Genomic DNA, 20,920 nt, shown 5'->3' with positions numbered 1-20,920 from the left:
CTACGGAGTCATCTTTCTCATAAAAGATGACTCCGTGTTTTTTGTCGAAAAAGGTTGCCTAACTTCTTTCACTTGGGTTAAGGTAGTTTGAGTAGATTGTGTGGAGAAAGGAACGTCGGTGTATGGACAAGCAAACCCAACGAAGGCCATCGATCCATTTGATTAGAAGGCGCAGAAGACGAAGGAGGAGAGCGCGTTTATTTTTATTATTCCTCCTGTTTTGTTTACTAATCGGATTGAGTACATTAGGATATGCATCCTGGCGGATCGACCATGCCCTTGATGGGGTAACAGGCTCTTTTGAAGAAGAGGGAACGGCTGGCGCGCCATTTTCCATTTTAATTTTAGGAAACGACAATCGTCCAGAAACAGGCACGAACCTTATGGATGTGATGATTGTGGCCGCAGTAGATCCAAAGCAGGGTCAGATCGCTATGGTCTCGATTCCGCGAGATACAAAAGTGCGGTTCGCAGACTTAGGCAGACGAGTGAAAGCAAATGAAGCCTATAGTATTGGGGAGTATTTGAAAAGACAAAATGATCAAGAGAAAACGAACCGTGTCGATGGTCCATCTCTCGCAAAAAAAATGGCCAGTCAATTATTTGAGATTCCGATTGATCACTATGTAATGATTGATTTTAAAGGTTTTATGGCGATGATCGATGAAATTGGCGGGATTGAAATCGAGGTTGAGCGTGAATTAATTTACAACGATCCGACAGATCAGACTCATATTCATCTGCTTCCTGGACAGCAACATGTCAATGGGAAAGAGGCGCTCGATTGGGTTCGACACCGTCATGATGACCGTGGACTTGATCATTATTCTAGCGATTTTGATCGAAACCGAAGACAACAGGAAGTCATCACCGCTGTGGCTGTGCAAATGAAAACAATGACGGGTATTTCCAATGTGTTTGATGCGCTGGATATTATGGCTGCTCATATTCAAACGGATTTAACAAAAACTCAAATTAGACAACTTCTTTTGCGGGCGCCTTCGTTTCATCCCGACAAGATAAACAGGATTGAAACACCAAATGTTTACTGGGATGGAGGGCTTTTACAAACGGTGATTCCCGAAGAAGATTTGAAAGCAGCGAGCGAACAATTAAATGAGCTATTAAACGGGGATATGCGCTGAGCGTTTTCCCGTTTTTTCTTGGCGTCAGGGGTACGCGTTGAACCGCCGAACAAAGAGGACTATAATGAAGGGAGTATCCAGGTAACCCAGAATTGTGAATGGGAGGAATCTAATGGAAATCACAGCACCGACAGTAGAACGAGCCATATTGGTAGGTTTAAATCTGCCGCAGATGACAGAGCATTCGTTTCAATCTTCACTACAAGAACTTGAAAATTTGGCGGATACAGCAGGCGCCCAAGTTGTCGGGACGTTAACGCAAAATCGTCCGCGTCCGGACACAGTTACGTATATCGGAAAAGGAAAAGTAGATGAATTAATAACGGCAATTGAACAACTTGATGCCGATTTAATTATTTTTGACGGGGAGTTAACCCCGATTCAACAGCGTAACCTTGAAAATTTACTCGATCTAAAAATCGTGGATCGGACCGCCTTAATCCTTGATATTTTTGCTATGCGAGCTAAAAGTAGCGAAGGGATCTTGCAGGTCGAATTGGCGAGACTGGAATATAAGTTGCCGCGTTTGACGGGAAAAGGACAAGAGTTAAGCCGACTCGGCGGCGGGATCGGTTCCAGGGGAGCTGGGGAGCAAAAGCTTGAGTTGGATCGTCGCCATATTCGTCGAAGAATCGGTGAGATCGGGCGTCAACTGGAAGAAGTGAAACGAACCCGGGCCTTGCATAGAGCCCAACGAAAAAAAAGCGGGATCCCTACGGTTTCATTTGTCGGCTATACGAATGCGGGTAAATCTACTTTATTCAATGCGATCTATCGTTTTGTCCATAAAGACCAAGTGGAACAGGTTGAGACCGAGGATAAACTATTTAAAACGTTGGATACAACAACGCGTAAGATTGAATTAGAAAATGGTTGGGAATGGTTGATTTCTGATACGGTCGGTTTTATTCAAAATTTGCCGCACAAATTGGTCAAAGCGTTTCAAAGTACATTAGAAGAATCGGCGGAGGCTGATTTGTTGTTGCATGTGATTGATAGTTCAAGTCCGGATCGCGACGAGCAAATACAAACAGTTGAATACGTATTAGGCGAATTAGGAGCGCTGGATCGACCGTTGATCAAAGTGTATAACAAGGCGGATCAGGTTGACGTCAAACCGTATCTTCGTGAAGATGAAGTCCTCGTGTCCGCGCTGACTGGAGAAGGAATCCCCGAGTTATTGGAATTGATTCAGGCGAAGTTGTTTTCCAGCGCTCGGGTGTGCGCCTTGTCTGTTCCTTACCATGAACCCGTTCTCGTTTCGAAGTTACATCAAGTTGGCGAAGTAATGGAGAAGGAAGAAGGGGAAGAAGGATGGCGTCTTGTTGTGCGGCTTTCAGCGGAAGAATACGGACGACTAGAAAAAGAAATGGCGCCTTACGTAGATTAATGGAATTTAGCGAATGAGAGGGTAATAAAATCATGTATGCAATGTTGAAAAATGGCGCGCTTCTTAAACCATATATTAAACAATTGGAAGAAAAAATTGAGCCGAGGCTGAAAGAGATCGAGGCCATGGCTGATTATAATCAGTTCAAAGTACTGCGCGCTTTTCAAAAGGCAGCGATTAGCGACTATCATTTTGCCGCGTCAACAGGCTACGGTTATGATGATGTCGGTCGCGATGGGATCGAATCGGTTTACGCCACTGTCTTTGGCGCGGAAGCGGCGCTCGTGCGACCGCAAATCGCATCGGGAACACACGCGATCTCGATTTGTTTGTTCGGTTTATTACGACCAGGCGATGAGTTGATGTACATGACAGGCGCTCCTTATGACACGTTAGAGGAAGTCATCGGGGTTCGCGGCGACGGACAAGGCTCATTGAAAGATTATCAGATCGATTACCAGGCGATTGCCCTTCGAGAAGACGGACGCGTCGATTACGATCGGGTCAAGGCAGCGATTTCTGAACGCACAAAAGTAATCGGTATTCAACGTTCCAAAGGATATGCGGATAGACCGTCTTTTCGCGTTGAGGAAATCAAAGAAATGGTTCGCTTTGTAAAAGAGATTAAGCCTGATGTTATCGTGTTTGTCGATAATTGCTACGGGGAATTCACTGAATCATTGGAACCGACCGAAGTTGGCGTGGATATCATGGCGGGATCGCTCATTAAGAACCCAGGCGGCGGGATTGCAAAATCAGGCGGATATATTGTAGGAAAAGAGGAGTATGTTCGATTGTCTTCTTATCGAATGACTGCCCCCGGCATCGGGGCAGAAGTCGGAGCAACCCTTTATTCACTACCTGAAACGTATCAGGGCTTTTTTCTCGCTCCACACGTCGTTGGCGAAGCGCTAAAAGGAGCTGTTTTTACGGCGGGATTGTTAGAAATGGTCGGTTTCAAAACAGAACCAAAGTGGGCGGATCCCCGCACCGATTTAATTCAATCTGTTGAATTTGGGACTGCGGAACGGTTAATCGCTTTTTGCCAAGGTATTCAGAAAGCTTCGCCTGTTGATTCGTTTGTGTCACCTGAACCGAGCGAAATGCCAGGGTATGCGGATCCTGTGATTATGGCTGGCGGAACGTTTATTCAAGGCTCAAGTATCGAGCTTTCCGCAGATGGTCCGATTCGCGCCCCGTATCTTGGATTTATTCAAGGGGGATTAACCTATTCCCATGTAAAAGTGGGTGTGCTCACCGCGCTAGACGAGTTAATTGAAAATAAATTGTTGACACTTTAAGTCAGTAGGTGTAAGAAGACAAACGGTTTTCTTACACCTACTTTTTTTTACTTATGTAAGGTTTTGTGACATGGATTGACAGGATCAACTTCCAACCATAAAATAAATATATCTTAACTATTTTGAATGTATAAAGGGGTGTGTTTGATGAGCGATCAAAACCGTCGACATATGGCCCTATTTCCGATTGGAATTGTTACAAAATTAACTGAACTAACCGCTAGGCAGATCCGCTATTATGAGGCGAATCATCTGATTCAACCTGCTCGCAGTGCGAGCAATCAACGGCTTTTTTCTTTTCATGATATCGATCGTTTATTAACGATTAAATCCTACATAGAAAAGGGTATGAATATTGCGGGCATTAAACAGGTGATGAAGATGGGACAAGCTGCGTCGAAATCTGAAGCGCGCTCTGATGCGACAGATCAATCCGAGCAGCCGCGGCAAGATTTAACGGATGTTGAACTAAGACAATTTTTAAAGCAACAAATTATTCACAGACAGCTAGGAGAGACCCCGTTGATCAGGGGAGAGCTTCATCGCTTTTATCAGAATTGATTTGAATGCGCCAAATAATGAAGAAAGACAACTTCGAGGAGGAGACATGATGACTGTTGCCCGTAAGGAAGACATCAAACGTTTAGCGAAAGAAGCGAATGTCAAGTATATTCGCTTAGGTTTTACCGACTTACTAGGAATGATTAAGAATGTGGAGATTCCCGTGAGTCAGTTAGAAAAAGCATTGGATAATAAAATGATGTTTGACGGCTCTTCGATTGAGGGCTTTGTGCGGATCGAGGAATCGGATATGTATTTGCATCCGGATTTAGATACATGGACGATCTTCCCTTGGGGCGGAGATTTTGGAAAAGTAGCAATGCTAATCTGCGATGTTTATTTAGCGGATGGTGTCACTCCGTTCCCTGGCGATCCTCGCGGTATATTAAAACGTCAATTGCAAGCAGCGAAAGAGTTGGGCTATACGACGATGAACGTCGGACCGGAGCCTGAATTTTTCTTATTTAAACTAGATGAAAAAGGGGAACCAACGCTTGATTTGAATGATAACGGCGGATATTTTGACTTTGCGCCATTAGATTTAGGTGAAAATTGCCGTCGCGATATTGTTTTGACATTGGAAAAGATGGGCTTTGAAATTGAAGCCTCTCACCATGAAGTTGCGCCAGGACAACATGAAATTGATTTCAAATATGCGAATGCGTTAAAAGCAGCGGATGAAATACAGATTTTTAAGCTCGTTGTGAAGACAGTCGCTCGACAACATGGCTTACACGCGACGTTTATGCCGAAACCGTTGTTTGGCGTGGCTGGTTCTGGGATGCATTGTCACCAATCGCTATTTTCTGGAGAAGAAAATGTGTTCTATGATGAAAGTGATGAACTCGGTTTAAGCGCAACTGCCAAACAGTACATGGCTGGACTATTACATCATGCTCGCGGCTTTTCCGCGATTACGAATCCGCTGGTGAACTCCTATAAACGGTTAGTGCCAGGTTATGAAGCGCCTTGTTACGTCGCTTGGTCCGCTCGTAACCGCAGTCCGTTAGTGCGAATTCCTTCTTCACGCGGCGTGAGCACGCGTTTGGAAGCGCGTAGCCCGGATCCATCGGCGAATCCATACTTGGCGCTAGCTGTGATGTTGGCCGCTGGTCTGGACGGAATTAGAAATGAAATGGTTTGCCCGCCTCCGACTGATCGCAATATTTATGTGATGAGCGAAACGGAAAGAGAAGAAGCAGGAATCAGCACATTACCCGCCAACCTAAAAGAAGCGGTTGACGCCTTAAAAAACAATCCAATTATTGTTGAAGCCCTAGGCGAACACGCCATTTTAAATTTTATTGAAGCAAAAGAAATCGAATGGAATATGTTCCGCACGCAGATTCATCAGTGGGAACGCGATCAATATATGGTGCATTATTAAACGAGGAAACCCTTGATACCGTTGGTGTTAAGGGTTTTTCTTTTTGTGGGCGCGGGGGTTAATTTTAGGCTATTGTAGGTGTTGCCCACAATTTGCCCACATAATCATTGAAGCACGTCTTTCATGTGTTGCTCGAATTTGTCCATCGTGTCTTCATCTATCTTTTTGGAAACGTGCGCATACACGTCGGATGTTACTTGGATGCTGCCATGCCCCAGGCGCTCCTGGATGTATTTCATTTCGGCGCCAGCTTCCAATAAGAGCACTGCATGAGTGTGCCGCAGCGAGTGGATCGGTAAGTTTGGGAGCCCTGCCTGCTTTAAGATGCGAGCAAACGCATTGAATAAAGTGGATGTCGGCATGATGTCCCCGTCATTTCGACATAAGACCAGGTTCAGATCGTGATGATAGATGTCATTCAAAGCCAGCTTGTTTTGATTTTGGTGTTTGATGTGGAACTGTAAGTCTTGAACAAGCCCTGCACTAATCGTGATCGTACGCCTTGAGCTATATGTTTTTGTATCTCCGAAGCGGTCCTCATTGGCTTTCGCTTTGAAATCTAACGTTTTGTTTATATGGATCTTACCTTCTTTTAAATCAATGTCAGGCCATTGCAAAGCGGCTGCTTCTCCTTTCCGCATCCCTGTTTCAATCAATACCTTAAAAAATATCCAGTAGATGTAGTTGTATTGATACGCGGTTTGAAGAAAGTGGGCAATGTGGTTTGACTCCATGTACTTTAGGTCTTTTTCTTTCTTTACTCCTTTCACTATGGCTCCTGCGGTTGGGTTCTTTTCCAGCGCGCCAATTGTTACTGCCCGTTCTAGGGCATTATGCATGGTGCTGTGGATGATCTCACCTGTTCGTTTGCTGTATCCTTGGTCGATGATATGGTTTAGAAACTTCTGATACATGATCGGTTTAATGTCTGACAATTGTATTTTTTTGAAATAAGGAACAATGTGATTTCTAATGTTTCGTTCGTGGATCTCAAACGTGTTCTTCCTTACAACATCTTTTTTGTATTGAATCAACCATTCTTTGAGGTAGTCTTTTAAAGAAATAGGCGCCTGCTCAATTCCCTCTAATAATTTTCGTTCTTCCTCCATCGCCTCGATCTGCGCTTCTCTCTTCGTTCTGAACCCTCCCTTTGTTTTCTCTTTGTACTTCTGGGTAAATGGATCCTTGTACCTTATACGATATTCCCATGGCGCGCCGCAACCGCATCTTCTCCCATTGCAAGTACATCCGCGTCTACGATAACTAGCCATACGTATAACCTCCTTTATTAAAAAAGAGCAGGGTTTAATCTGCTCATGTAAACGCTTGGCCAAACGTTTATTCTAACTCCACGATATAAAGAACTACTTTTCCGTGTATTTGTAATTCTGCGTTATTAATAGATGCTCGATATTCCCTAAAATCCAAACTGTCCGAGTCGGGTCTGAATATCAGTTCATCATGGTGCAAGTAAAACCTTTTCACAGCGTATTCATACCCGTCACTATACACAACTATGTCTCTGTCTTTAAGATGTGGTCTCTCGATGGGTTTAACCGCAATAAGCGATCCGTGCGGCATGACTTTGTTCATACTTTCTCCATTGACGTGCATGATAAATATGTCACGGTCTCCTGCCCACTTTCCCATAATACTATCGGGTATGCTAATTGTCTCGACATCAGCAATCCCATCTACTTCTATAGGCATTCCAGCGGATACACCGATTGGGATGTGAGGGTATTCGGAAACCTTGATCGTTTGGTCAACCTCATCTTGTATCCCCAAAATATAATCGGAACTAACCTTGAAATACTCACTTAACAATTTTATATCTCTACCCTTTGGGAAGTTATCTCCACTTTCCCATTTAGTGATGGTTGTGTAAGTCTTCATACCCATCAAGCTAGCTAATTGTTGTTGTGTCATCCCTCTTGATTCCCGTAATTCTTTGATTATTTCTCCTGTCGTCTTCATGATCTCACCTCCTTTCTTTACTAAGTATACTTAATACATGATAATAAATCAACTTATATTTAATGAAGCTTTGATTTTAGTTACTAAATAATGATTATAAATCATAAAACTTCTTGCTATATGATTAAAAATCATGTATAGTATAAATCAGAAGATACCAGAAAGGGGTGAATGAAATGTTAACCATAGCCGAATTGAGAGCGAGGAACGGAAAGATGTCGCAAAAGGAATTGGCTGAGAAAATAGGCACATCACAGACAACCGTAAGCGCTTGGGAAAAAGACATTGAAGTGATTTCGTCTCGACACCTAAAGAGGTTATGTTTATTTTTTAATGTAAGTGCGGACGAACTATTGGGAATCAAAAAAAAAATTTGCAGTTAACATGATTATAAATCATGTTAAGAAGGGGAGGCGGATTGGATCAAGTGATGGTAAGTGAAATTAAAATGACGAGTTTGGACATTGCGGAAATTGTAGGCAAGGAACACAAGAATGTCATGCGGGATATTCGGAATGAAATTGATTCTTTAGGAGAGGAAACAGGTCGGCTCATTTTTGAGCTCACCTCATATAAAGACAAAAGCAATCGGGATTCACCGTGCTATGAATTTGGAAAAGACGGGGCGATGCAACTGGCCTTAAAATATGATGCTAAAACAAGGCGTGCGGTAATCAAAAGGATTAATGAACTAGAACAACTCCAAGTGCCACAAGTCCAAGTAACGATCGACAAATCGAAGGATTTAGAAATCAAACAGCAAGCAACCGAAGCTCGTTATCTGAATGCGCAGGCTAGGTTGGAATCTGTAAGGCTAAAGAAACAACAATTTGCTATGGAGGTAGCGGAGACATTCAAAGATGTTCTGTCTCCTGACATGAAACAACTAATCGCATCAAACCTAATCAACCAATCAACAGGTCAAAGTCTACTTCCTGCTCCTGAAACTGAAAAGCTGTTTACTTGCGAAGAGATCGGAACAAAGGTAGGACTGTTTAGCAAAAGCGGGAAACCTCACAAACAGCTGGTGGCTGCTATTACCTCGTTTTTAACGGATCACGGAGAAATAGAAGAACATGAATTGAAGCGAGTGCTAGAAAGCAAGGGGAATTGGACGGGGGATACGGTCAAATACAAAGAAAGCGTTATTGAAAAGGTTGTGTCCTTCTTGCAGGGGTTATCGCTTGACGAACCTATAATTAATCTGAGGGACAAGAACTACAATTTTGATGCTAGTCGCTTAAATTTGGCAGATTGGGCGTAAATCAAATCAGCTTGAAACAAGGTATCGCACGAAGGTGAGGAGAGGGGGTGAGAAGGTTGAATGTAAAAAGAGACAAGGGTATAAAGAAAAAATCCGCCGCGGGAACGGCGGAAGGCAAAAGGAAAGCTACTTCTCAGCGGGCTTCTTCGGAAATGCAACGTAGTCTGCGGCGATTCCTAGACGCAGAGCCGATTCATATAGCCGAGCTTCATCTGCATGCAACGAAGGAATCAGCTCTTGTTGAATCTCGAACTCGTATTCAAAATTTGTAACACTCCAAAGATGCTTCTCGATGTAGTTGATTACACGGAGCTTGGCACTCTCTCTATCTTTTGAAATTACCCAAATGTGAGCCTTTGCTCCAGCAATATCGTCACACTTATTATTATCCGGCATCGGAACGATATCAATCACAAACATATATGGATTCATATAATGACCACCCTTCTTTAGTCTCAATTCGACAGGAGGGATGAATGTCCTATAAAGGAGGTGAAACTCTTGCTCCATTTACAGATCAATGAACGCAAAGTCGAGGAAATATTTCATGAGGAATTGAAAAGACGCTTGGATGAAATACAGCATCGCCAAACGTTTTGGGATATGAAGGAGCTGATCAGACAGACCAGTATGAGCGAGCCCTATATACGTGAACACTTTTTTCATGATGATCGGTTCCCGAAATATAGAGTCGGAACTAAGTGGTACTTTCCTGCTAGAGAGACAGAGTCCTTTTTAATAACCTGGCTTAAAGAACAATCTAAATATTGAGTGCTCACTGCGGTGAGTAAATTTTTTAACATTTTTGATTGGCAATTAAATCAAGGGGAGGTAAGAAATACATGAAAAAAGTAAATTCAATTAGTTTGAATGTGGATACAACTGAACTGGTGGAGGTTCTAAAGAAGGTAGAGAGATTTAAGGAACTATTAAAAGAAGCCAACTCATTGGCAGATGAGCTGGCAAGTAAAGAGATAAAAATAAACATTGACTCAAACTTGCTTAATCAATAGTAAATTCAAATTCTTTATTAGACTACTTAACATAATAACTTAAATAAGGGAGAGGTTGTCGAATGAACGTAAATCTAAAAATGGCGGAAACTTTAACGAAGAGAAAAGAAAAAGATCTGGAGTTACTGGACCAGTTCTGCAAAAGGAATAATTTTGATATGAAGGCTATTGCGCAAGACTACGATGCTAGATTGCGAGAGTTTGAGAAGGAGTATCGCTAATGAGAATTGCGTGGGATGAACGGGGAAAGGGTAATCGTCAGGTGTTTCAGTTTGTAGGCAAAGCAAAGGATCTGAAGGCTGTATTAATTGCATTGAAGGGGAGCGGGGCAGTTGAAAAATTATCAAGCTGTTAGTGTGCGTAGGAAGTATGACAGGCATGAATCGGAAATTAAATTACCTTTTTGGCTTTCAAATAGTACCAAGGAGTTAATTGTTTCAGCAGTGAAAAATAACACTCCCATCATCATAACCGGTGCCCAGAAGCCAACTGGTAAGACTTCTTTGAAGAACATTCTTGAGAGCCAAAACATCTTGGTTTTTGAAGAATGGGAGTGCGCAAAAATTGTTTTAGATGAACCTATTGATTTGTGATAGCTTTGATAGATTTCTCGGATACATTAAAAACCCAATTTAGTGCGGTTTTATCTTGGACTTTAAAACCGCATTCGATCATAGCTCCTTTGAAAGCACCATTACCAATGTAGAACCCGCCATTCTTCTCAAAAATATGTTTTAAGCCGTAAGAAGTGTGGCGGACGTTAAAAGACTGAATGGGCGTCAGATTAGCCTTAACCCACTCGGTTAGACGGCGTCTCTCCCCTGGGGTCAAATATTCAAACGCTTTAGGTTGATTGTGCAAGTCATTTTTATTCAACTCTAGCTCCTCCCTTCATATTGATTCTACCAGATGGGAAGTTATTGGAAACATCATACATCTTGAAAGGGGGTGAGGGTTTGGGGCAAGAGGACATAACCCGCAGGTTGCTAATCGCTCAGATGGAAAGGGCGATTGAGCTTCTTAATGAAGACGCAACTTTCGTAATCGCCGACTGGGATTCCGATAAAAATCGAGCTGAATTGAAGAACAAACTGCATGAAATAAGGCGGGACAGTATCCGCTTGTCGAAATGGATGGAAGGAAAATAAAACACCCACTCGGCAAAGTGGGCGTCTCGGTAAAAGTTTAATCACTATTAATATACCACGAATGGAGAGGAAGTATGAATGCAAATCAAAATATCGATTGACGCTCCCGAATTAGCGGAAGCGATCAATAACTTAGCTTTGGCTATTTGTTCAGCGGGAAACGTTGTTCTGTTTGATTATGAAAAAGAGGATACAAAGGTCGAGGAACAGCCGAAAGTAGAAACTCCGCAGCCTAAGGAAGAAGCAGAACCCGCTCTCGCAAAAGAAGAGAAGAAAGCCGAGCCGATCAAAGAAGAATCTAATGCGGCGCCTGCTAAAGAGGTAGAAAAGGCAGCAGAGAAAGAAGAACCAAAAATCACTCTTGAAGTTGTACGCGGCAAGCTAACCGACTTCATGCGAGACGCTAAGGAGCATCAAGAGAAGGTGCAAGGGGCCATTAAAGATTTAGGCGTCAGTAAGCTGACTGAAGTGGACCCGAAAGATTATCAAAAGCTTCTTGAAGCTGTAGGGCTTTCCGCATGACTGTAGCGCACAGTGAAAGAGCTCACGCAAAGTTAAGCGCTTCGGGATCGTCGCGGTGGATGACTTGCACCCCATCCGCCGCGCTCGAAAATGAGCTACCCGATACTACGTCAGTATTTGCGGAAGAAGGGACGGCAGCCCATGAGTTATCGGAGATCTTCCTGCTGCATGAGATCGGGGAGATCAGTCAACGGGCGCGCACGTTAAGACGAAACAAGTTTGAAAGAGAAAACGAGTATTACAGTCAAGCAATGGAGGATCATGTTCAATCTTATGTAGACGTTGTGGTTGAGCGGATCAACGAGGCGAAAGCCTCGACACCTGATGCGCTTGTCATGATCGAACAGCGTTTAGATTTCTCTCGATGGGTCCCAGAAGGATTTGGGACGGGTGACGTTTTGATTATTGCGGATGGTCAATTGGAAGTGATCGACCTGAAATTTGGTCAAGGCGTACCCGTCAGCGCGGAGAACAATTCGCAAATGAGGTTGTACGGGCTTGGCGCCTACGATCGTTACAGCATGTTGTATGACATTGATCGGGTTCGTATGACGATTGTTCAACCGCGCTTGGACAGTATTTCAAGCGAAACCTTATCCGCTGATGATCTGCTTGCCTGGGGAGATACCGAGGTAAAGCCAAAAGCGGATATGGCGTGGGAGGGGGAAGGTGATTTTGTTTCAGGCGAACATTGTCGTTTCTGCAAGATCGCTCCGACGTGTCGGGCTCGGGCGAGGGAAAACTTGAAGCTGGCTGAATTTGATTTTGCTGATCCTCCGACTCTATCAAATGATGAAATTGCTAGAATCCTAGAGCAAGCAGACGAGCTTCAAAAATGGGCGAAGGATATCAAGGATTACGCGCTAGAACAAGCGGAGAAACACGGCGTCAAGTTTAGCGGATGGAAGCTAGTTGAAGGGAGAAGCAACCGAAGATATTCCGATCCAGAGGAAGTCGCCCACACGTTGCATGAGAACGGATTCGACGAGGAAGTCATCTTTAGACCAAGGGAAATTAAAACGATCACCGCTCTTGAAAGGGAGATCGGGAAAAAGACATTCTCCGAAGTATTGGGCGACCTGATCGTGAAGCCGCAAGGTAAGCCTACGCTTGCTCCTGTATCGGACAAGCGACCAGAACTGCAATCCGTTGAATCGGCGGAAGAAGATTTTGCGGATAGCATCTAAAAGTAGAAGGGGGAGGGTGCCTTATGAAAGGTGAAGTAATTGAAGCTCAATATGACGGAGGCACTACCGTAAAAACCAAATGTGATTTCTGCATGGAGGAGCCCGAAAACAATGTACTGCTTGAAAAACCGCTATCAATGATAGTCGCTGGGCAGATCATACTGTCTCAACGGAATAAACCGCTGTTTATCTGTTTGGATTGCCTAACAGGCGAGATTGAGAATATCTAAAGTTGCAAGATTTTTATTACGTTGTTTTCAGTATTTGGTCTAAGAAAGAAGTTTTTGGGATTAAGGAGCCAACAAAACGGAAAGCTTGGCAAGCTCTCTATAACAAAATCGGTAAAGATGCCTATAACTGGCGTTTTGAAATTAGAAGAAGAAAGCACAAAAAAGTAAAACAACAAACAAAAAGGAGAAATGTAAAAATGGCTAAATTAAACGGAACGAGAGTAACAACGAACGAGGTTAGATTTTCATACGCTCATGTGTTTGAGCCTCACGCGATGGAAGGGAATGACCCGAAATACAGCGTTTCTATTCTGATTCCAAAGACGGATACGGAGACGGTTCAAATGATCGAAAAGGCAATTGAAACAGCGAAGAAAGAAGGAAAGGATTCCAAGTGGAGCGGTAAGATGCCGCCAAACTTAAAGCTTCCATTACGTGACGGTGACACCGATCGACCAGATGACGAGGCGTACGCAGGACATTGGTTCATCAACGCTTCATCCAGAACAAAACCAGGAGTATTCAAGAAAGGGTCTGCTGGTCTCATTGAGATTTCGGACGAATCAGAGTTCTACAGCGGGTGCTACGGTGTAGCGGCGGTTAATTTCTACCCATACAATGCAAACGGAAATCGAGGGGTTGCTTGCGGATTAAATAACCTGTTGTTTACGCGGGACGGCGAAGCGTTTGGTGGAAGGTCGAATCCAGAAGATGATTTCGCGGATATGCTTAGTGACGATGATACGCCAGATTTCTTAGGATAAACAACCCAATAGGGGGCTTTATAGCTCCCTATTTTTATACAAATTTCAGGAGGAAAAAACTTGAAAACGCTCAATATCGATATTGAAACGTTCAGCAGTGTGGATCTTCCAAGATGCGGGGTTTACGCTTACGCCGATTCACCCGACTTTGAAATTGTGCTTTTCGCTTATTCGATTGATGGCGGTCCCGTAAGGGTGATTGATCTAGCGCAAGGGGAAACGATCCCCTCAATTATACAGCTCATGATTATTGACCCAGACATTACGAAGATTGCTTTTAACGCTAATTTTGAGCGGGTATGTTTAGCGGCCCATTTCGGAAAGGAAATGCCGCCCGAACAATGGCGGTGTACGGCGGTCGACTCCTCTAGGCTAGGATTGCCCGGGTATCTTGCGGGCGTGGCGGAAGCGCTGAGGTTGGACATTCAGAAGGATTCAGCGGGTACAACACTGATTAACTATTTTTCTAAGCCGTGTAGACCAACCAAGGCGAATGGTGGTCGTGCTCGAAACCTTCCAGAGCATGACCCTGAAAGATGGCAGCAGTACGTCGAATACAATCGCCGCGACGTGGAAGTGGAGATGGCGATTCGGGAGAAGATCGATCCCGCTTTAGAGATTAGTTCGTTTGAACAGGACCTTTGGACGCTGGACCAGAAAATCAACGACCGCGGCGTTCGGCTGGATATGCAATTAGTCGAAAAAGCGATTGATTGCAATATTGAGTTTGAAAAGATATTGACCGAAGAATCAAGAAAGATCACGGGTCTTGCCAATCCAAACAGTCGGAATCAGTTGCTCGATTGGTTGAAAGAACAAGGCGCCGAAACAGAAACGCTTCGTAAAGACGATGTGGAACGGATGCTTAAAGACGATGTTCCTCCGAATGTTAGAACGGTCCTTGAACACAGGCAAGAGCTTTCAAGGGCTTCCGTGTCCAAGTATCGAGCGATGGAACGCGCGGTCTGTTCGGATGGCAGGGTTCGCGGCTTGCTTCAATTCTATGGCGCGGGTCGAACGGGTAGATGGGCAGGGAGATTAGTCCAGGTTCAGAATCTCACAAAGAATTACATTCATGACATCGAGAACGCAAGCAAGCTTATCAAGGCAGGGGCTTTTGATTCTATCGATCTGCTATTTGATGAAAGCCGAAATGATATTCTTTCCCAACTTGTTAGGACGGCGCTCGTTGCATCCGAAGGGAATCGGTTGATCGTATCGGACTTCAGCGCGATTGAGGCGCGAATCATTGCTTGGTTCGCTCAAGAAAAGTGGCGCCTAAACGTCTTTCAGACGCATGGGAAGATTTACGAAGCGTCTGCCGCGGCGATGTTTAACGTCCCAATCGAATCAATTGATCGCGGATCCGAACTGAGGGAGAAGGGGAAGATCGCGGAACTGGCGCTTGGTTATCAGGGTGGACCTGGCGCGCTGATCTCCATGGGAGCCCTTGAAGGGGGGCTTCAAGAAAGCGAATTACCTGGTCTAGTCTCGGCTTGGAGAGCAGCAAACAAAAACATTGTGGATTTTTGGTGGTCCTGTAACCGCGCGGCAATCGAAGCCATTCAAGACAAGACAACAACACAAACGCACGGGGTCGTGTTCCAGTGCTATCGCGGGATTCTGTTTATTACTTTGCCTAGCGGCAGAAAGTTAGCTTATGTTCGTCCGCGAATCATTACAGGGAAATTTGGACAACCCGCTATCGAATTTGACGGACTAAACGCCGCAAATAAGTGGGGGCCCGTTGAAACGTATGGCGGGAAACTAGTGGAGAACATTGTTCAGGCAACCGCTCGGGATTGTCTAGCTGTCTCCATGATGCGGCTGGATCAGGCGGGCTATAACATCATCATGCACGTTCATGACGAAGTTGTTGCGGACATGCCTTATGGCGTTGGAAGTTTGTCTGAAATGGAAGAGATCATGTCGCAGCCGATTGATTGGGCGCCAGGCTTGCCGCTCAATGCAGATGGCTTTGAAACGGAGTTTTATATGAAAGATTAGGGGGTGCTCGTATGACCCATGAGATTAGCGATCGAGAGTTAAAAAAACACGTTCGAGTTGAGATCGGGAAAATGCTGGATGTGAATTGTAAGGGCTGCGATAAGGTGAGCCATATAAGCGGAGGCAATCAATTTCGATTTTGCGAGTCAAATTGTAGCGTCTATCCGAAGATTCAGAAACTGAGAGGCTTCTTAGAGCCAGGGGGATTAAAGCGATTAAGGAAGGAGCTTGAAGCTCCCGTGAAGGAGGAAATACAAGTGAAGGCGACGCCTAACAAATCGAAGGAAGAGTTAACAAAGGAAACTTATATAAAACTTAGAGATCAAGGCTTGACGAATAGAGCGATAGCCTTACGTTACAAAATCAGCGAGGCGACACTTTACAGCAGGCGGTCCGATTGGGGATTAAGCAAACCAAGAAAACGACCTACTATGAAGACTGCTAAACCGAAAGAAAAGGAAACGGTACAAAAGCCGCTTCCCAAAGTGACTGAGCATGAGGCGGAGCCGGTTAAAAAGGATTCCGCAAGAGCGCTGACACAACAAGCAGATACAGCTGTTTCCACAATTGATTTCATGCAAGCGCGGATGTCGGCGGAACACTTCAAAGGGTATTTGATCGGGAACGTCTTAAAACATTCCTCAGGACCTCAGTTTAGCCCTGAGGACGTTAAAAAGATGGTCTGGTATGGGAATAAACTGTTGGAAATTATGGAGGGCGGCGGGGGTGAATAGGTTAGCTACCGCGGTCAGTTCTATGTTAAAAGTAGCGGCATTACGCATTTCAAGGTTTTTAAAAGCATTTTCAAATGTTGCGGAGACGGTCGCCAAAGAGGCGGCAAAGATATTTAAGAAAAGAAAGTTAGAAGAAAAGCATGTCATGAAAATACACCATAGAAAAAAGAAATCGCAACAAAGGAACTGGAAGAAATGGAAAAAGCGGCGCCGTTGGTAATGCGCGTCTGACGCAAACCGTGAAGCAACGAGAGGGGGAAGAAGATTGAACGGAAATCAGCAAAGTAAAGCTTTGGGATATGCACTATCCTTTTTAGAAAACGAGATCGAATCATTAAAAGAAACACTTAAGACAGCCACAGATCCATTTATAAAGCCCCATCTCGAGAGACGATTAAGAGAATTAGAAAGGGATTTTGATATGTTTCAAGAGATCAAAAACAATTTTATTTAGTTCACATAGACGAATCAGGCGAAGTGGAAGGGAGAGTGTGCAGTGAAGAAGTATATCGGGGCGATAATTCTTTTGGTATTGTCGCCGCTATTGTTGTCTTTGATTATCGTTTACGGATTCTTTCATGGTGTGAGCGTAATGGTTCTTTGGTTTTACGATTTTATATATTGGCCCATCTACGAGTTGGCTGGGAACCCATTCGATCAAAGAGGTCAGTGGAAGTGGAATCGAATTAAAAAATAGACGCACAGTTCGTTCATTAAGCGTAGTAAGGGGCGTGATATATGTTGCTGAATTTAAGCATGGCATTGATGTTGTGGTTAGTGATTGGTTTCTTAACAGGGATCAAGTTAATTTTCGTAGATGAAGTCTTGTCAAAAGAACACTTGGATAGAGTGAGGGATCGAGTCGGGTTTAGTGAGTCTCATTATTTTGTAACAGGAAAGAAAACAGTGTTTCTATCAATATGCACTCTAATGGGATTTCTCAGTATGTATTACTACATTCAAGGATCGATTAATCGGAGGGAGAAATAAAAGATGGTTTCATATAAAACGGAAATATTACGAACGATTAGCGGTTTGATTGATGAACAGAACAGTAAAGGACTGAACAAATACGGGCATTCTTTAGAGGACTGTGATCCGAGTGATTACGATTGGAATCTCATGGTCATTGAAGAGTTGATCGATGCCCTTCAATACCAGCAAAAAGAGATTAATAGATTACAAGACTCAAAAGGTATGACGTTCAATAAGTATCAAGAGTTAAGCAAACGGACATTGCCGCCTTTGTGGGAGTCTTCGGAAGATCGTAAATTGCAAATATCCAATTACGCGATGGGGCTCGCGGGGGAAGCGGGAGAGGTCGTGGATTTACTTAAAAAGCATGTTCATCACGGTCATAAGTTGGACAGGGAAGCGTTGGTGTCAGAAATCGGGGACGTGCTGCATTACGCGGCGGGATTGTGTACGTTGATCGGCGTTGTGGATTTAGAAGGCGCCGCTTCATACAACATTATGAAATTAAAGAAACGATATCCGAATGGTTTTAGTCAAGAAGCAAGCATTAACAGGACAGTGTGATTGCCCTGCAAAGGAGAGGTCACTAAATGATAGAGAAATCGGAAGAAAGAGAACAGATAAGAATTAAACATGACGGCTCGTTCGTGGTTTCAACCGCGAACAGCCGCTTCTCAAAGACGTGGAAAAACTCAGATGTACTTTGGTCTGACTTCATTATGAGGCTGTCTAACACGATACGAACAGCTGAAACTTATGCAGAATATCAGAAGATGTCTAAGCGGGATCGGGACGCGGTTAAAGACGTTGGTGGGTTTGTCGGAGGTTCGCTCAAAGGCGGGCGCCGTAAAGCGGATTCGGTTGGATGGCGGCAAGTTATTACCTTGGATGCCGACCATGTGAAAGGGGATTTCTGGTCGCTCGTTGAGATGCTGTTTGACTATGCCTGTGTAGTTTATTCCACTCATTCGCATAGACATGATCGGCCTAAAGTGCGACTGGTCATCCCTTTAAGCCGCACAGTATCCGCAGAAGAATACGTAGCGGTTGCCAAGCGGATCGCGGCTGACATTGGCATTGATCTGTTTGACGATACAACATACGAGCCGCATCGGTTGATGTATTGGCCGTCAACAGCAAAGGATGCGGAGTATCTATTCAAGGTGCAAGACGCGCCATGGTTGGATCCTGATACGATGTTAGCCCGATATGAAGATTGGCGGGACCCGCTCGAATGGCCAGAGTCATCTAGGCAGCAACAAGTCCATAAACGTATGGCGGATCGGCAAGGTGATCCTCATGAAAAAGCGGGAATGGTTGGAGCCTTCTGCCGTGCTTATTCGATAGAGGGGGCAATTGAAACCTTCCTGCCTGATAAGTATGCCCAACATTCAGAGGGGCGATACACATATAGCGAGGGAAGCACAGCGGGCGGACTAGTTTTATACGAGGATGGCAAGTTCGCCTACTCTCACCACGGCACGGATCCATGTAGCGGGTTGCTCGTTAATAGCTTCGATTTAGTAAGACTCCATAAGTTCGCGGCGTTAGATGATGAAGCAAAGGACGGAACGCCGATTTCGCGGATGCCGTCTACGCTTGCAATGTCAAGACTCGCACAGGAAGACGGTCGTGTGAAGGAATCGATTGTTAGCGCAAGGCTGGAAGAAGCGGAAGTAGATTTTGAGGGCGAGGTTGTTGCAGAAGGGGGAGAAAAAGACCGTAGCGGGTGGATGAAAAAACTTGCGATAAAGCGGGATGGCGGATTTGAAGATACAAGGACAAACCTTCTATTGATTCTCGAGAACGACCCTAACCTGAAAGGGAAGTTTGCTTTGAATGAGTTCGCGCAGCGGGCCCTCGTTACGGGTGACCTGCCTTGGCGAAAAGCCGAAGGACCGAATGACTTCTTTAATGACTTCGATGAGGCGGGGCTGCGGAATTATTTAGAGCGAGTGTATGGGCTATCCTCCGTCTTAAAGACGCAAGACGCTATGGCGCAGGTTTTCCATGCTCATAAGTTCCACCCAATCAAGGATTACCTGAATGATTTAACCTGGGATGGAGTGGGGCGGCTCGACAAGCTTTTAATCGATACGCTAGGCGCCGAAGACAACGAGTTAAATCGAGTGGTCACAAGGAAGACGTTCGTGGCTGCTGTGGCCCGCGTGTTCAACCCCGGTTGCAAGATGGACTATATGTTGACGCTTGTTGGCGCGCAGGGGATCGGGAAGAGCAGCTTGTTTGGGAAGCTAGGCGGAGAATGGTTCAGTGATTCCCTTACAACAGTGAACGGGAAAGAAGCCTATGAACAGCTTCAAGGGGCTTGGATCGTGGAGATGGGGGAGCTATCTGCGGCAAGGAAAGCGGATGTGGAATCTATCAAACACTTCCTAACTAAGCGCATTGATCGCTTTCGGGTCGCTTATGGGCGGCATGTGACGGACTTCCCGCGCCAATGCGTGTTTATCGGAACAACGAATGATGTAGAGTTTCTCCGCGATCAGACAGGCAATCGCCGCTTTTGGGTGATGCCAGTAGGCAAGACTGAAATAAAAAAACCTTGGCACACGCTAACAAAAGATGAAGTCGATCAGATATGGGCGGAGGCGGTTCAGCGATTTAAAGATGGAGAACAGCTTTGGCTTCCTGATCATCTAGAAGAACAGATGTGGGACGTTCAGAAGGGGCACACCGAAGAAAGCCCTTTAGTGGGTCCGATCCAGGAGCATTTGGAGCGATTAGTGCCTGAAAACTTTAACGAAATGACGATGCAAGAGCGGCGCGAGTTTTTCGACGATACGTTTGATTTAGGGGATACAGGAACAGTTAAAAGGGACCGTGTATGCGCCTTAGAGATATGGATAGAGCTTCTAAATGGGCGCCCTGAGAGGTTCCCTAGGATGGAGCAGCGCGAGATCAATTCGATTTTAAGACAGCTTCCTGGGTGGAAAACGTATGATGGAAATTCGTCCGGTAGACTGCGTTTTGGAGCTGAAATTGGAGTCCAAAGAGCTTATGTCAGAGAGCAAGAATCTGAGGATATCGGGTTTGGATTACTTGCTTGATAGGTGTGTTCGTAACCACTTATAGGTGTGTTCGCTCCAAAAACTTTGAACACGGCAGCAAGGTCCTGGTGTGTTCATTGTGTTCGAACTAAAACGTAATGAACACACCCTACGAACACGCCACAAAGCCAATAGGGGCAAGGGCTAGACCCCTAACGTGTTCAATATGTTCATAATAACTTATTAAAGTTAAATATATAAGAAATAAGAGAAATACACACATATATACACGTATATAGACCCTTTA

Annotated in this window: 29 protein-coding genes; 25 read left to right on the top strand and 4 right to left on the bottom strand. The window is 44.6% G+C overall.

Annotated features, from left to right (window positions below):
* Window positions 1-122 precede the first annotated feature (122 nt).
* From BEP19_RS01000 to glnA, 5 genes are all read left to right on the top strand, one after another.
* Window positions 123-1,145: an LCP family protein gene (locus tag BEP19_RS01000; protein ID WP_120188002.1), complete on the top strand. Its 1,023-nt coding sequence runs from the start codon at window positions 123-125 to the stop codon at window positions 1,143-1,145.
* Window positions 1,146-1,257: 112 nt separating this feature from the next.
* Window positions 1,258-2,535: a GTPase HflX gene (gene hflX / locus BEP19_RS00995; RefSeq protein ID WP_120188001.1), complete on the top strand. Its 1,278-nt coding sequence runs from the start codon at window positions 1,258-1,260 to the stop codon at window positions 2,533-2,535.
* Between the two features lie 32 nt (window positions 2,536-2,567).
* Window positions 2,568-3,836, top strand: coding sequence for a methionine gamma-lyase family protein (locus tag BEP19_RS00990; RefSeq protein ID WP_120188000.1), 1,269 nt, complete (start codon window positions 2,568-2,570; stop codon window positions 3,834-3,836).
* Between the two features lie 147 nt (window positions 3,837-3,983).
* A complete protein-coding gene (locus BEP19_RS00985) occupies window positions 3,984-4,397 on the top strand; it encodes a MerR family transcriptional regulator (protein ID WP_120187999.1) in 414 nt (137 codons plus the stop codon).
* A 49-nt stretch (window positions 4,398-4,446) separates the two neighbouring features.
* Window positions 4,447-5,784, top strand: a complete 1,338-nt coding sequence (glnA, locus tag BEP19_RS00980; protein WP_120187998.1) for a type I glutamate--ammonia ligase — start codon at window positions 4,447-4,449, stop codon at window positions 5,782-5,784.
* A 104-nt stretch (window positions 5,785-5,888) separates the two neighbouring features.
* Here glnA and BEP19_RS00975 read toward each other — a convergent pair whose 3' ends face one another.
* Together BEP19_RS00975 and BEP19_RS00970 are read right to left on the bottom strand one after the other, a co-directional pair.
* The gene (locus tag BEP19_RS00975) at window positions 5,889-7,055 is read right to left on the bottom strand and encodes a site-specific integrase (RefSeq protein WP_120187997.1); all 1,167 of its coding nucleotides are present in this window, start codon (window positions 7,053-7,055) and stop codon (window positions 5,889-5,891) included.
* Window positions 7,056-7,122: 67 nt separating this feature from the next.
* Entirely contained in the window at window positions 7,123-7,761 is a 639-nt protein-coding gene (locus tag BEP19_RS00970) for an XRE family transcriptional regulator (RefSeq protein ID WP_120187996.1), read from the bottom strand.
* Between the two features lie 176 nt (window positions 7,762-7,937).
* On the opposite strand from BEP19_RS00970, the gene BEP19_RS18245 reads away from it, so the two are divergent.
* Together BEP19_RS18245 and BEP19_RS00960 are read left to right on the top strand one after the other, a co-directional pair.
* Window positions 7,938-8,144, top strand: a complete 207-nt coding sequence (locus BEP19_RS18245) for a helix-turn-helix domain-containing protein (RefSeq protein WP_120187995.1) — start codon at window positions 7,938-7,940, stop codon at window positions 8,142-8,144.
* A 44-nt stretch (window positions 8,145-8,188) separates the two neighbouring features.
* Window positions 8,189-9,025, top strand: a complete 837-nt coding sequence (locus BEP19_RS00960) for a Rha family transcriptional regulator (protein WP_245983234.1) — start codon at window positions 8,189-8,191, stop codon at window positions 9,023-9,025.
* Between the two features lie 126 nt (window positions 9,026-9,151).
* Here BEP19_RS00960 and BEP19_RS00955 read toward each other — a convergent pair whose 3' ends face one another.
* Entirely contained in the window at window positions 9,152-9,457 is a 306-nt protein-coding gene (locus BEP19_RS00955; protein ID WP_120187993.1) for a hypothetical protein, read from the bottom strand.
* A 69-nt stretch (window positions 9,458-9,526) separates the two neighbouring features.
* On the opposite strand from BEP19_RS00955, the gene BEP19_RS00950 reads away from it, so the two are divergent.
* The 5 genes from BEP19_RS00950 to BEP19_RS00945 all read left to right on the top strand — a co-directional run bounded on the left by BEP19_RS00950 (window position 9,527) and on the right by BEP19_RS00945 (window position 10,631).
* Window positions 9,527-9,796 carry a hypothetical protein gene (locus tag BEP19_RS00950; RefSeq protein WP_120187992.1) on the top strand — a complete coding sequence of 90 codons (270 nt, stop codon included), beginning with the start codon at window positions 9,527-9,529 and terminating at the stop codon, window positions 9,794-9,796.
* Window positions 9,797-9,867: 71 nt separating this feature from the next.
* Window positions 9,868-10,038 (top strand): hypothetical protein, encoded by a 171-nt coding sequence (locus tag BEP19_RS17465; protein ID WP_170145206.1) that lies wholly within the window; start codon window positions 9,868-9,870, stop codon window positions 10,036-10,038.
* 62 nt (window positions 10,039-10,100) lie between these two features.
* Complete coding sequence (locus BEP19_RS17460; protein WP_170145205.1) at window positions 10,101-10,259, top strand: hypothetical protein; 159 nt, start codon at window positions 10,101-10,103, stop codon at window positions 10,257-10,259.
* Entirely contained in the window at window positions 10,259-10,393 is a 135-nt protein-coding gene (locus BEP19_RS18075) for a hypothetical protein (protein WP_281269255.1), read from the top strand. Before BEP19_RS17460 ends, BEP19_RS18075 begins: the two co-directional genes overlap by 1 nt.
* Window positions 10,371-10,631, top strand: a complete 261-nt coding sequence (locus BEP19_RS00945; RefSeq protein WP_120187991.1) for a hypothetical protein — start codon at window positions 10,371-10,373, stop codon at window positions 10,629-10,631. Before BEP19_RS18075 ends, BEP19_RS00945 begins: the two co-directional genes overlap by 23 nt.
* On the opposite strand, the gene BEP19_RS00940 is transcribed toward BEP19_RS00945, so the two are convergent.
* Window positions 10,618-10,914, bottom strand: a complete 297-nt coding sequence (locus BEP19_RS00940) for a hypothetical protein (RefSeq protein ID WP_120187990.1) — start codon at window positions 10,912-10,914, stop codon at window positions 10,618-10,620. The genes BEP19_RS00945 and BEP19_RS00940 overlap by 14 nt on opposite strands.
* 80 nt (window positions 10,915-10,994) lie before the next feature.
* Between BEP19_RS00940 and BEP19_RS00935 the strand changes: the two genes are divergently transcribed.
* The 13 genes from BEP19_RS00935 (at window position 10,995) to BEP19_RS00875 (ending at window position 20,673) form a co-directional block, all read left to right on the top strand.
* Window positions 10,995-11,186, top strand: a complete 192-nt coding sequence (locus tag BEP19_RS00935) for a hypothetical protein (RefSeq protein ID WP_120187989.1) — start codon at window positions 10,995-10,997, stop codon at window positions 11,184-11,186.
* A gap of 78 nt (window positions 11,187-11,264) precedes the next feature.
* Window positions 11,265-11,708 carry a hypothetical protein gene (locus BEP19_RS00930; RefSeq protein WP_120187988.1) on the top strand — a complete coding sequence of 148 codons (444 nt, stop codon included), beginning with the start codon at window positions 11,265-11,267 and terminating at the stop codon, window positions 11,706-11,708.
* Window positions 11,705-12,895 carry a DUF2800 domain-containing protein gene (locus BEP19_RS00925; protein ID WP_120187987.1) on the top strand — a complete coding sequence of 397 codons (1,191 nt, stop codon included), beginning with the start codon at window positions 11,705-11,707 and terminating at the stop codon, window positions 12,893-12,895. The genes BEP19_RS00930 and BEP19_RS00925 overlap by 4 nt, the downstream gene beginning before the upstream one ends.
* 23 nt (window positions 12,896-12,918) lie before the next feature.
* The gene (locus tag BEP19_RS00920; protein ID WP_120187986.1) at window positions 12,919-13,125 is read left to right on the top strand and encodes a hypothetical protein; all 207 of its coding nucleotides are present in this window, start codon (window positions 12,919-12,921) and stop codon (window positions 13,123-13,125) included.
* A 197-nt stretch (window positions 13,126-13,322) separates the two neighbouring features.
* On the top strand, window positions 13,323-13,889 hold the full coding sequence (locus BEP19_RS00915; RefSeq protein ID WP_120188118.1) for a DUF2815 family protein: 567 nt from the start codon (window positions 13,323-13,325) through the stop codon (window positions 13,887-13,889).
* Between the two features lie 60 nt (window positions 13,890-13,949).
* The gene (locus BEP19_RS00910; RefSeq protein WP_120187985.1) at window positions 13,950-15,896 is read left to right on the top strand and encodes a DNA polymerase; all 1,947 of its coding nucleotides are present in this window, start codon (window positions 13,950-13,952) and stop codon (window positions 15,894-15,896) included.
* A gap of 257 nt (window positions 15,897-16,153) precedes the next feature.
* Window positions 16,154-16,630 carry a DUF3310 domain-containing protein gene (locus BEP19_RS00905; protein WP_170145204.1) on the top strand — a complete coding sequence of 159 codons (477 nt, stop codon included), beginning with the start codon at window positions 16,154-16,156 and terminating at the stop codon, window positions 16,628-16,630.
* Window positions 16,623-16,850 carry a hypothetical protein gene (locus BEP19_RS00900; RefSeq protein ID WP_120187983.1) on the top strand — a complete coding sequence of 76 codons (228 nt, stop codon included), beginning with the start codon at window positions 16,623-16,625 and terminating at the stop codon, window positions 16,848-16,850. Before BEP19_RS00905 ends, BEP19_RS00900 begins: the two co-directional genes overlap by 8 nt.
* 45 nt (window positions 16,851-16,895) lie before the next feature.
* The gene (locus BEP19_RS00895; protein ID WP_120187982.1) at window positions 16,896-17,084 is read left to right on the top strand and encodes a hypothetical protein; all 189 of its coding nucleotides are present in this window, start codon (window positions 16,896-16,898) and stop codon (window positions 17,082-17,084) included.
* A 42-nt stretch (window positions 17,085-17,126) separates the two neighbouring features.
* On the top strand, window positions 17,127-17,327 hold the full coding sequence (locus BEP19_RS00890; RefSeq protein WP_120187981.1) for a hypothetical protein: 201 nt from the start codon (window positions 17,127-17,129) through the stop codon (window positions 17,325-17,327).
* Between the two features lie 41 nt (window positions 17,328-17,368).
* Window positions 17,369-17,620: a hypothetical protein gene (locus BEP19_RS00885; protein ID WP_120187980.1), complete on the top strand. Its 252-nt coding sequence runs from the start codon at window positions 17,369-17,371 to the stop codon at window positions 17,618-17,620.
* 3 nt (window positions 17,621-17,623) lie between these two features.
* Window positions 17,624-18,169: a nucleoside triphosphate pyrophosphohydrolase family protein gene (locus BEP19_RS17895; RefSeq protein WP_245983211.1), complete on the top strand. Its 546-nt coding sequence runs from the start codon at window positions 17,624-17,626 to the stop codon at window positions 18,167-18,169.
* 26 nt (window positions 18,170-18,195) lie between these two features.
* Window positions 18,196-20,673, top strand: coding sequence for a virulence-associated E family protein (locus tag BEP19_RS00875; RefSeq protein WP_120187979.1), 2,478 nt, complete (start codon window positions 18,196-18,198; stop codon window positions 20,671-20,673).
* The last annotated feature ends 247 nt before the right edge of the window (window positions 20,674-20,920 follow it).

Source organism: Ammoniphilus oxalaticus (assembly GCF_003609605.1).
In the GTDB taxonomy this organism is placed as follows: Bacteria; Bacillota; Bacilli; order Aneurinibacillales; family RAOX-1; genus Ammoniphilus; species Ammoniphilus oxalaticus.
The sequence above is the reverse complement of the archived record's forward strand: the minus strand, read 5'-3'. Positions and strand labels throughout refer to the sequence as shown.